A 10,594-nucleotide genomic window follows, 5' to 3' on the forward strand; every position below is an offset into this window, starting at 1 on the left:
TAGGCTTGCGTCGGATCGAAGGTCCCGGTGAGCGAGACGCCGTAGGGCCCGCGGGTGATGCTCTCGAGCGCCGGATTGGCGACGAAATGAAGCACGGCGAGCGAGGCCGCGAGATTGGCAATGGCGAAATAGGCGCCGGACAGACGCAACAGCGGCGTCAGCAATAGCCCAAGCGCGACCCCGACCAGTCCGGCCACGAGTACGGCGAGCACAGCCGGCGCCTGATAGTGCATCACCAGGATCGCAAAACCGTAAGCACCGGCGCCGAAGAAGCCGACATAGCCGAACGGCAGGTAACCGGTGAAGCCGTAGATGATGTTCACGCCCTGGGCGAGGATCAGAAAGATCACGAAATTGAACAGCAAAAGATGATTCTGATAGACGCCCGGCAGCACCGCAAAGATCACGAGCAGCGGCAGCACGAGAAACAGCGCATGCTTCAGCGAGCTAGGCAACGCGCACCCGCCTTCCGAGCAAGCCGCTCGGGCGAAGCAGCAGAATGAAAATCAGAAGCACATAGGGCAACAGATCCGCCCATGAAGAGAGATAGGTCTGCACCACCATGTAGCAGATGCCGTAGACGACGCCGCCAAGCGCGGTGCCAAGCGGATTGCCGAGCGATCCCAGCACCACGATGGCAAACGAAGTTACCGTGGCATCCGCACCGAAGGCCGGCGTCACCGATCCGAACATGAAGGGCGCGAAGATGCCGGCGACAGCGGCGAGCCCCAGGCCGATGCCGAAGGCGGCCGCGGAAACGCGGTCCACGTCGATGCCGGTTGCGAAAGCCTCGTCGCGCCGCGACATCACGGCTCGCGTCAGCGTGCCCAGACGGGTGCGGTACAAATAAGCATAAACAAGCGCGATCGCGATCACGCTGGTGACCGCCGCTATCACCCATGATGCCGGAAATCCCTGGCCGAAAATCTGCACCGGCCCGCCGCTATCCGGCTTGCCGCCGAACAATTTGACCTTGATTGTCGAAAACACCATACCCAGCGCGCGGCTTGGTATCGAGCGTTCGCTGGTGCCGAGGAAAATCGTCGTCACCGCCTCGATCACCTGCGACAGCCCGAAGAACAGGATGATGGACAGCATCTCCGGATTGGTCGACCCCTGCAGCCGCGGCACCAGAACCCAGTAGAGGAGCACGCCGGCAATCAGGAAAACCACAAACGCGAGCGGCACCGCAAACAACGGGTCGATGCCCACAAGCGTGGCGATGCCGAACGCGATGAACGCGCCCAGCATCAGACAGTCGCCATGCGCCAGATTGACAATGCGCATGACGCCGAACACGAGATTGAGGCCGATCCCGACCAGACTGAAATAAAGTCCGAACAGGACGCCTGCGACGAGCGCATAGGTCAGCATCCAGAGCTCCGATCCCGAAGTTCGCAAGCTATGGACGCGGATAGACCGGCTTGCCAGTGGCGACGTCGTGCGGATAGACGGTGACGAATTTGATGTGGCCGTGGTCGTCGAGCGCAAGTTGCCCAAGCGGCGTCAATTCGCCGGTCTGGCCGCCGGTTTCGTCGAGCGCGAAGGTGCCGTCGAGCGTCTTGAGCTCTCCCGACAGGCTAAACACAGCGCGGCGCAACTCGAGCTGATCCAGGCTGGCTGCGACCGACAACGTCTTTTCCAGAACGAGGCCGGTGGTGTAGCCGGCAACCGCGTTGAAGCCGAATTCGATCTTGCCGTCGGGGTATTTCTTCTCCCAGGCGGCTTTGTATTCCTTGATGTTCATGCCGAAATTGACGGGATATTCCAGCTCCGAAGGCGGAACATAGGTGAAGACGTGCTCCAGCCCCTTGGCGCCGACGTTCTTCTCGAGAAGCTCGGTCTCCAGCCCCGCATAGATCGCAAACAGCATTTTGAACTTGATGCCGACATCGGCGACGTTGCGCAGGAACGCAATGTCGTTCGGCGCGTATCCGAAATGTATCACCGCATCCGGCTGGGTGTTGTTGATGTTGTTGATGATGACGGTGTAACTCGTGGTCTCGGTGGGGATGCCCTGGTCATAAACGATTTCGATCGGTGCGCCGGATTCCTTGACGAACTTGCGAAAGGCGTTGGCCTGCGTGCCGGTGAACTCGTTGGTCGAATAGAGAATGGCGATTTTCTTGATTCCCAGGCCCGGCCCGTCGTGGGAAATGAAATCAGCCACTGGTTTCGGCCAGATGGTGGAGACAGGATCGGCCATCAGCGCGATATATGGGTTGTCCTTGGTGAAGAAGCTGGCGCCAGTTCCGGTCTGGTCGAACAGAAACATCTTGTGGTCGCGCGCAATCGCCACCGCAGGCGCGGTCAATACCGAACCGGAATCGGCAACCAGGAGGTCGACCTTGTCCTGGGTGATAAGCTGGTTATAGAGCGTCGAAGCGGTCGCGGTATTGCTTTGATCATCGTAAGCGACGAGCTTGACAGGGAGCTTCTTGCCGAAAGCCTTGACGTAGACCCCGCCATCCGCATTTTTCAGGTCGGCCCAGAGCTTGAGCGAGCTGAAAACGGGCACCGAAATCGAGGCAAAGCGCCCGGATGACGCATAGAGCGTGCCGATCTTGATTTCAGCCGGCGCGTCCGCAGCAAATGCCGGCGCTGCAAAAGTCAACGCCGCCAGCACCGCCGCGCCCGTCAGCTTCAACATAAATTCCTCCCGGTTTTCTCAAGTTGTGACCGACAATAGCCCGCCCCGTTGCCGCGGCACAAGCGCTGCCGTAATGCGAGTGGCGGAATGGGCTATATGCAGCGGGCCGGCTTACACCGTTGACGCCGGGCTCTGCATTGTCCATCAAGACCAAAACAATTGGTCGAATGACCCGTTCCTGGGAGGACGACGAATGGCCGAGCCCGCGCGCGCGACCAAAACCGACACCGGAAACCCGGCATTTCTGGGAGGGCACGCGCGCAGGCGAGCTGCGCCTGCAGCGCTGCGATGCCTGCGCCCACGTCTATTTCCCGCCGCGCCCGTTCTGCCCGGCCTGTGGCGGACGAAAAGTCAGCGTATTCAAGGCAAGCGGCAAGGGTAAGCTCTACAGCTATGTCATTCGCCACCGCCCAGTCCCCGGCTTTACTCCGCCCTATTCGATCGCGGTGGTGGAGCTGGAAGAAGGTCCGCGCATGATGACGAATATCGTGGGTTGCCCGCAGACGCCGGAAGCGCTCGAACTCGACATGAAGGTTGAAGTCGCCTTCGAAAAGCTCGACGACAACATCACCCTGCCGCTGTTCAGGCCGGCCAAAGGTTAGGGCTCATGCGCAGGAAAGAGGTCGCAATCGTAGGCGCTGCCGAAACCACCGAACTCGGCGTCATCCCCAACACTTCGCAAATTCAGCTTCACGCGGACGCGGCGCTGAACGCCATCGCCGACGCCGGCTTGAAACTTTCCGATATCGACGGCTTTGCGACCGCGGTCGAGACGCCGCAGCAATCGCGCATTATCTCGGCATCACGCCAACCTGGGTCGACGGAACCTCGGTAGGCGGCTGTTCTTTCATGCTGCATGTCCGTCATGCCGCGGCAGCGATCGAGGCCGGGCTGTGCAAAACCGTCCTGATCACGCATGCCGAGAGCGGGAGGTCCAATGTCGGTCGTACACCCCGCATGACGGGGGCCGACAGCTTGAACGGGCAGTTCGAACTTCCTTACGGTGTGTCCACGCCAGCCAGCATGTTTCCCATTCCCGTGCTGCGCTACATGAAGACCCACGGCATCACCCACGAACAGCTCGCCATGGTCGCAGTCGTGCAGCGCGAATGGGCGGCGAACAATCCGCGCGCCACCATGAAGGAGCCGATCACGGTCGACGACGTGCTGAATTCGCGAATGATCGCCTATCCGTTCCGCCTGTTGCAATGCTGCCTCGTCACCGATGGCGGCGGCGCACTGATCCTGACCTACGCCGAGCGCGCCAAGGATTTTCCGAACAAGCCGGTCTATATCCTCGGTACCGGCGAAAGCGTTGAAACGCCGATGGTCAGCCAGATGCAGAGCTTCGACAGTTCGCGCGAGATGCGCAATTGCGCATCGGGAATCTCGAGATTCTCTGATGTGCAAGTGCACATCATAGTTCGCTCGTTTCACTCGCGCCCCGGAATGACATGCAGATGGGAGACCTCATGACCCAATCACTTGAAGGCAAATCCATCGTCGTCACCGGCGCCGGGCGCGGCATCGGGCGCGAGATTGCGCTACTTTGCGCCGCCGAGGGCGCCAGGGTCGTCGTCAACGATCCCGGCGTCACCGCCGACGGTTCGGGCGCAAGCGCTTCGCCGGCCGAAGAAGTCGTCGAGGAAATCAAAAAGCGCGGCGGCATGGCGGTTGCGAATTTCGAGAGCGTGGCCGAAGCCGTTCCGGCGAGCCGGATCGTCAAGACGGCGCTCGACCACTTCGGCCGGCTTGATGGCGTGGTCAACAATGCTGGCATTTTGCGCGATGCGATCTTCCATCGCATGAGCATCGACGCCTTTGAATCCGTCATCAAGGTTCATCTGATGGGCTCGTTCTACGTTTCCCATGCCGCCGCGCGGCTGTTCCGCGAACAGGAGAGCGGCTCGTTCGTGCATTTCACCTCGACCTCGGGCCTCGTCGGCAATTTCGGCCAGGCCAATTACGCTGCCGCCAAGCTCGGCATCGTGGGCCTGTCGAAATCGATCGCGCTCGACATGAATCGTTTCAACGTGCGTTCGAACTGCGTATCGCCCTTCGCCTGGAGCCGGCTCATCGGTACCATCCCGACCGAGACCGAGGCAGATAAGGCGCGCGTGGCAAAGATCCAGCAAATGGGCCCGGAAAAGATCGCGCCCGTCGTGGCATTCTTGCTCAGCGACGCGGCGAAGGACGTCTCCGGGCAAATCTTTGCCGTGCGGATGAACGAGATTTTCCTGATGAGCCAGTCGCGCCCCCTGCGCTCGGTCCATCGCGGCGAAGGCTGGACGGTCGAGAGCCTCGCCGAGCATGGCATGCCGGCGTTAAAACCGTCGTTCTACAAGCTCGATCGTTCCGCAGACGTTTTTTCCTGGGATGCGATCTGAGCGGAATACGTTGACTGGTGGGATTCCGCCTCTCACTACCAGAGGTTGTCAATCAGGCGACATCGCCCGCTTTATGCCGAAATGTCGGCCCATGATTTCCTCGCAACAAAAAACTACGGGAGGAAATCATGACTCATCCATTCAACTCCGATCGCCCGGCCGATGACCCACAGATCGTTGTCGGCCGGCGCAACCTGATAAAGGGTGCCGCGGCTCTGGCCGCAACGGCTGCGACCATGACGGCTGCGTCGGCCGAGACCGTAACGCCATTCGGCCAGACGGCCGCTCCAACCAGATCTACCGAGCGGCTACCGCTGGGGCCGCTGTCGGGGAGCCGCTATCCGGATTCTCACCTGGAGTCTCTGAAAAAGCCCAAAATTTCGTTCGGGCCAACCGGTTTCCCGGCCTTCGCCGGCACCATGGCGGTCGAGCGCGTCGCAACCGGCTTTCGCTGGGCCGAAGGCCCGGTCTACTTCCCGGCCGGGCGCTATGTCCTGTTCAGCGACATTCCCAACAACCGCATCATGCGGTACTCGGAAGATGACGGTCATTTGAGCGTATTCCGCCAGCCGTCGATGAACTCGAACGGCAACACCATCGATCGGGAAGGACGCCTCATCACGTGCGAACACAGCGGTCGACGGGTCACCCGGACCGAACTCGACGGCTCCATCACCATCATCGCCGACAAGTACAACGGCAAGAAGCTGAACTCACCGAACGACGCCGTTGTCGCGTCCGATGGTTCGATCTGGTTCACCGATCCCGTCTACGGCATCGGCGGCTATTACGAGGGCCTTAAAGCCCAGCCCGAGCAGGAAAAGCATAACGTCTTTCGGGTCGACCCGAAATCCGGGGAGGTCAAGGTGGTTGTCGACGACTTCGTGGAGCCCAATGGCATTGCGCTCTCGCCCGACGAGAAGAAGCTTTATGTCATCGACACCGGATTTACCGACGGACCGGACAACCCGTCGCATATCCGCGTGTTCGACCTCGACGTGGCGGCCGGAAAGGTGTCGAACGGCAAGGTGTTTGCGGAAATGCCCAAACCCAGCATCACCGACGGGATGCGCGCTGACACCGCCGGCCGCATCTGGTGCTCGGTGGGCTGGGGCGATCCGAACGAAGACGGCGTGCGCTGCTACGCTCCTGACGGCGATCTGCTCGGCAAGATCCACATACCCGAAACGGTTGCCAATCTGTGCTTCGGCGGCCAGCAGCGAAACAGACTCTATATCTGCGGCTCGACATCGCTCTATGCGGTCTACACCAGCGCGCAGGGCGCCCTGAAGCCTTGACAAAACAAGGACTTCTGGCGGTTTGCCATTCGTTCTCTCGGTTGCGTCCGTGTTGCATGTCGCTCCAAGTCGCTTCTAGACAAATCAACAGCTTACGAGCGGCTACAAATCATTCCGCGCAACACGGACGCAACACCGATTTTCTCGATCTGTTCCTAACTTCGATTTCGCACAGGGGCACAACCTTTATGACTCCGGACGGAATCTGGTCGCTGATCGTCATCGGTCTTGTCTTTTTGCCCTTAATCTTCGGCGTCGCCTTGCTGGGGCTGATGATCGCCAAGAAGTATAACCTTCTCTAGAGTGAGAGCGGCGATGAATCGCGCAACGCGGCACCCTCGCCCGCCCCGCCAAAAGAAAAGGCCCCGGCTAAGTGCCAGGGCCAAGTCATTCCTATGTTGAAGCCGATCCAACGCTTTAGTCCCGCAGTCGTTCCAAAAGGAAACGGCCGAAGGCGCTGTGTCCTGCAAAAGAAAACCCCAACCTGGGCGAACCGGGCTGGGGTCCAGAGGTGTCGGCCGTCTGGAGTCAGCCAGCCGATGAGTTCAGCCTACGCTCGGCCATGTCGGCCGTCATTGTTCTAATTTGTCGCAGCGGGACCGTGCCTTGGGTCCTTTGCAGGCGTTGCCAGCGTCCCTTGCAAAATACGCAACGCTGCGCCCTTCAATCGCCACTTGGCGGCCCGGAACCTGTAGTACTCCGAATCCTTGTGATGTTGCGTTGGGAGTTGAATTCCGTGAGTAGCCTTCGCGCGGTCAGATATCGAAAACTTGCCCTCGCCAGCAGCAATCGCGCCGATGCGGACCTGCTCCTTAAGCTCGCCGATGAGTGCGATCGGGGGACTCTCTGCTCGACTGAATGGCTTTCGGCGCGGCAATACGACGACGCGCGGTTTGAGTGGGCCCGACCAATGACCGAACCGACGCCACGCGCCCTCAACGAAAAGCCGCCGCTGGGTTGAGATCAGCGACGGCCTGTTGTTCGTGACCAGGAGAGGTCAGGGCTAGGATGGGCTAAAGCTTTAATCTACGGTTACCCAAATTTCCAATTGGATACTTGTTCTAGCGGCTCTCGACGTGATCTGGATTATCAACTCATTCGTCGCACACTGAAGTGTGGGCCGCGAAGCAGGTCCCGCCGGTGACTAGACCCGAGGCCATCCGCGGAATGATCGACGCGATGCTACACATCCTAACGGAAGACCCGGAAGAGAAGCCGGCCAAGAAGGCGAGGACCCGATGAAGGAAAGCACGCTGTCTAAAATTACGGCGGCCGGCGCGATCGCAAAGGGGATGGCGCAAAAGGCGCTAGCTGCTGGCCCAAATCCGCAGTGGACTGAGTACGAAATGCAGTCAATCGACGAGTGGATCGCGCGTCAGGACGTGAAACTGGATTGTCCCGAGGCCATCCGCCGCCTGGTCGAGCTAGGGCTGAAGGCAACGAGGAAATGAGCGGATACCTTAAGCAAAAGCTTTTTCAGGCTCTGCATGATTTGGTCGGCGCCGGCGATTTGGATCAGCGCCTGACTCACGCGGGGAACTATTTGGCTCACGTTCAAGATCATGAGATGTCTGAAGAGCATCGAGAGGAACTCGGGGAAATCAAGGCGATCATGTTTGCAACGCCGCTGTCCTCTGAACGAGGCTACAGCCCTCGCCAGATTTCAACGGAGGACGGCACGAAGCTAGCCCATCGAATCCTCGAGCTCTACACCAAGGTCATGGGCGGGCTCCAAGCAAGCCATCCGCCGCCTATAGCTGGGGCTCAAGGTGAAGAAATGACAAAGACACCGGGCAAGTTTGAACCGTCCAAGCCAATCACCAAAGCAGAGCGCGATGCGCATAAGGCATTTCGCAAAGTCGATGCCGAACAGGCAATGACTGAGCACGAGATTGCACAGAAGGCATTTCATGCCAACCGCGAGCGGCTCAAGGCCGAGCGGCTGACGCGGGAGGCCGCCGGCACGCCGGCCGCGGCCAAGAAAGCCAAGACCAAGAAGAAGCCCCGTTAAAAATCCATCCCCTTTCGAGGCATTGCCTTTGAGCGCTAGTTGCTCTGTTGATAGGATTGGAAATGCCCCTCGTTAGCGATCCAAAAAGCAAGCCCCTATCGCACAGCAACTCGCGAGCGATCGGCTTTTGGATGAGCGTCGAGGGCCGAACTCCAATTCAGCCCGTCCGTGTCCTCGTCAGCTACGAAGCTCTCTCGGAGCTCGATCCGACGAACGTCCGGGATTTGCATGGCGCTCTGGAGAATTTCGATCGGTTCAGATCGCAAATCGAGAGCGCCGCAAGCCGCAAATTTGATCGAGACGGATTCGACCCAGACAAGTACGAAGGAATGCCTGCCATCAGGCTAATTACCAACGATTTGACCTAACCGGCGGGCGCGACGCGGCACCAAATTGCCAAGCCTCACGGGCGGGCTCCAGAGTTTCTGAGGCTCCGCGTAGTGCCTGCGATCCGCAGCCGAAGGGCATAGCGAGCATCCGATGATAGGGCAACGAATCCCGCTTGCGCGCGCCCTAAGGTTGCGGAACACTCCTGATCATTTTCAAATCGCGGGCGGCCTACTTTAGCTTCTTTGGTTGAGTCTACTTTGCTATGACGTGCCGCCTGTATATCGACGAAGTCGGAAACGATGACGTGAAAACGTCGAGTGAGCGTTTCCTTAGTCTCACCGGCATAGTTACCAAACTGCACGGGCACGATCAGGTAATTGCGCCCGAAATTGAGAAGCTGAAGCAGGATTTGTTCAACCACGATCCTGTCACCAACCCCGTCATCTTGCATCGCAAAGAGATAGTCCGAAAGGAAAAGCCATTCGAGGCGTTGCAGGATCCGGTTATGAATGCCGAATGGGAGAAACGTATATTAGACCTGATCGAATCTCTGCCTTACATCGCGATTACGGTCATTATCGACAAGGAAGAGCATCTGAAGAGGTACCAGGTTTGGCACTTCAACCCTTACCACTACTGCATGACTGCGCTCGTGGAGCGATACGTGCTTTGGCTTAACAGTCATGGCTTGACGGGTGACGTAGTTGCCGAGCCTCGATTTAAGCAGGTCGATAAGAAGCTCAAGAACGCGTTTCAGTACATCTATTATAATGGTACAGACAACATCCCATCGCAGACTGTGCAGGCGCGCCTAACATCCCACGAACTAAAATTCGATCCCAAGATAAACAATGTTTGTGGTCTACAACTCGTAGAGATGATAGCTCATCCAAGTCATCACAATCTGCGAGCAGCCTATCCAAATCAGCCACACATGACGGCACAGTTCGGCCTGAAGGTCGTCGATATTCTCAATCGAAAGCGATACCGGCGAAAACCGAATACCAATCAAATTGAGGGATGGGGTACGAAGCGTTTGCCCTAAAAACGAAACGGGGGCCTAGAGCCCCCGGCGAGGGCGATACACCCTCTCCCTCCGGCGGTTTACCCTATGACGGTTTGACCCGACGGATTGCCCCACATATACGCGAATTTATTAAAGAATCCAATATCTTATCTAAACTGTTGATTTTAGGTTCTTTTTAGTTTGGTGGCAGCGAGAAAATTGCCGGTTTGAATGACTGGACCGTAGATGTAGCCCGCCAAATACCCGGAAATGAACACGAAGAATTCCGCAGCGTCGCTGAAGCCGTAGTTTCGAAGCGTCAACCAGCCGACGACGTCGTCCGGAATGTGATCGAGGAAAATCATCCACAGGCCGAGGCCCCGGTATAAATCGAGACGAAGGTCACGCTCAATTGCTTCCGAGATTGATGAGGCGTTTTTCGCCATTTTACTTGTCCATCTGGTTCGATTGGCCGTTGCGTTCGCTTCCGCCGAGATCGTGAATGCGCCATGCGGATTGGAAACAGTCGACTGCACAGCCTGGGCAGTGATGGGCCGGCACCGGTGTCCGAGGGGTTGCGGCTTGCGAGATTGCTGTGCCACCCGGGCCGCACATCAACAGTGCCATGGATGTACTAGCGACAGCTAGAGTCGACGAAAACCTCATGGCGATGTCCTCCAATGCGGGGGCATCCAATTCTACCGTAGTGGCGTCTGCGCGCGCGCCACGAGTGGCCACGCGCCGCCGAGAAGTGTGATGAACTCGCGCCGCCTCATGGATTGCCTCTCGCAGTCGCCGAAGCCTATCACTGACGGCTCTGTCTTGCATCACAGCAAAACCGACCATCAATGACCGCTACGGGTCATCCGCGACCGAACCGGTCGAACCTGCCAGACAATCGATGTCCGCTTC

The 10,594-nt window shown here is 58.5% G+C and carries 9 protein-coding genes and 3 pseudogenes; 8 read left to right on the forward strand and 4 right to left on the reverse strand.

What is annotated here, in order from left to right:
- The 3 genes from VNX23_RS24115 to VNX23_RS24125 all read right to left on the reverse strand — a co-directional run.
- Positions 1 to 455, reverse strand: a 455-nt coding sequence (locus VNX23_RS24115) for an ABC transporter permease subunit (protein WP_414643069.1), incomplete at its 3' end; no start/stop codon positions are given.
- Positions 448 to 1,374 carry a branched-chain amino acid ABC transporter permease gene (locus VNX23_RS24120; RefSeq protein ID WP_325634079.1) on the reverse strand — a complete coding sequence of 309 codons (927 nt, stop codon included), beginning with the start codon at positions 1,372 to 1,374 and terminating at the stop codon, positions 448 to 450. The genes VNX23_RS24115 and VNX23_RS24120, both read right to left, overlap by 8 nt.
- 28 nt (positions 1,375 to 1,402) lie before the next feature.
- Entirely contained in the window at positions 1,403 to 2,650 is a 1,248-nt protein-coding gene (locus tag VNX23_RS24125; protein ID WP_325634080.1) for an amino acid ABC transporter substrate-binding protein, read from the reverse strand.
- Between the two features lie 193 nt (positions 2,651 to 2,843).
- Here VNX23_RS24125 and VNX23_RS24130 point away from each other — a divergent pair.
- From VNX23_RS24130 to VNX23_RS24160, 8 genes and pseudogenes are all read left to right on the forward strand, one after another.
- Positions 2,844 to 3,252, forward strand: a pseudogene (locus tag VNX23_RS24130) (Zn-ribbon domain-containing OB-fold protein).
- Positions 3,253 to 3,257: 5 nt separating this feature from the next.
- Positions 3,258 to 4,021: pseudogene (locus tag VNX23_RS24135) on the forward strand (thiolase); the annotation flags it as partial.
- Between the two features lie 101 nt (positions 4,022 to 4,122).
- Complete coding sequence (locus tag VNX23_RS24140) at positions 4,123 to 5,037, forward strand: SDR family NAD(P)-dependent oxidoreductase (protein WP_325634082.1); 915 nt, start codon at positions 4,123 to 4,125, stop codon at positions 5,035 to 5,037.
- A 128-nt stretch (positions 5,038 to 5,165) separates the two neighbouring features.
- Positions 5,166 to 6,335: an SMP-30/gluconolactonase/LRE family protein gene (locus VNX23_RS24145; RefSeq protein ID WP_325634083.1), complete on the forward strand. Its 1,170-nt coding sequence runs from the start codon at positions 5,166 to 5,168 to the stop codon at positions 6,333 to 6,335.
- 1,238 nt (positions 6,336 to 7,573) lie between these two features.
- Positions 7,574 to 7,786: a hypothetical protein gene (locus tag VNX23_RS24150; RefSeq protein WP_325634084.1), complete on the forward strand. Its 213-nt coding sequence runs from the start codon at positions 7,574 to 7,576 to the stop codon at positions 7,784 to 7,786.
- Between the two features lie 326 nt (positions 7,787 to 8,112).
- Positions 8,113 to 8,346, forward strand: a complete 234-nt coding sequence (locus VNX23_RS24155; protein WP_325634086.1) for a hypothetical protein — start codon at positions 8,113 to 8,115, stop codon at positions 8,344 to 8,346.
- Between the two features lie 62 nt (positions 8,347 to 8,408).
- Positions 8,409 to 8,714 carry a DUF1488 family protein gene (locus VNX23_RS31130; RefSeq protein WP_414643070.1) on the forward strand — a complete coding sequence of 102 codons (306 nt, stop codon included), beginning with the start codon at positions 8,409 to 8,411 and terminating at the stop codon, positions 8,712 to 8,714.
- Positions 8,715 to 8,938: 224 nt separating this feature from the next.
- Positions 8,939 to 9,721: a DUF3800 domain-containing protein gene (locus VNX23_RS24160; protein WP_325634085.1), complete on the forward strand. Its 783-nt coding sequence runs from the start codon at positions 8,939 to 8,941 to the stop codon at positions 9,719 to 9,721.
- Between the two features lie 161 nt (positions 9,722 to 9,882).
- On the opposite strand, the pseudogene opgC reads toward VNX23_RS24160, so the two are convergent.
- A pseudogene (gene opgC / locus VNX23_RS24165) lies at positions 9,883 to 10,128 on the reverse strand (OpgC domain-containing protein); the annotation flags it as partial.
- Between the last annotated feature and the right edge of the window lie 466 nt (positions 10,129 to 10,594).

Source organism: Bradyrhizobium sp., assembly GCF_035570375.1.
Taxonomy (GTDB): domain Bacteria; phylum Pseudomonadota; class Alphaproteobacteria; order Rhizobiales; family Xanthobacteraceae; genus Bradyrhizobium.

Excerpts from the sequence above, each read along its gene's own strand:
- VNX23_RS24120 (WP_325634079.1), bottom strand. The coding sequence starts at position 1,374 with ATGCTGACCTATGCGCTCGTCGCAGGCGTCCTGTTCGGACTTTATTTC.
- VNX23_RS24125 (WP_325634080.1), bottom strand. The coding sequence starts at position 2,650 with ATGTTGAAGCTGACGGGCGCGGCGGTGCTGGCGGCGTTGACTTTTGCA.
- VNX23_RS24140 (WP_325634082.1), top strand. The coding sequence starts at position 4,123 with ATGACCCAATCACTTGAAGGCAAATCCATCGTCGTCACCGGCGCCGGG.
- VNX23_RS24145 (WP_325634083.1), top strand. The coding sequence starts at position 5,166 with ATGACTCATCCATTCAACTCCGATCGCCCGGCCGATGACCCACAGATC.
- VNX23_RS24150 (WP_325634084.1), top strand. The coding sequence starts at position 7,574 with ATGAAGGAAAGCACGCTGTCTAAAATTACGGCGGCCGGCGCGATCGCA.
- VNX23_RS24155 (WP_325634086.1), top strand. The coding sequence starts at position 8,113 with ATGACAAAGACACCGGGCAAGTTTGAACCGTCCAAGCCAATCACCAAA.
- VNX23_RS31130 (WP_414643070.1), top strand. The coding sequence starts at position 8,409 with ATGCCCCTCGTTAGCGATCCAAAAAGCAAGCCCCTATCGCACAGCAAC.
- VNX23_RS24160 (WP_325634085.1), top strand. The coding sequence starts at position 8,939 with ATGACGTGCCGCCTGTATATCGACGAAGTCGGAAACGATGACGTGAAA.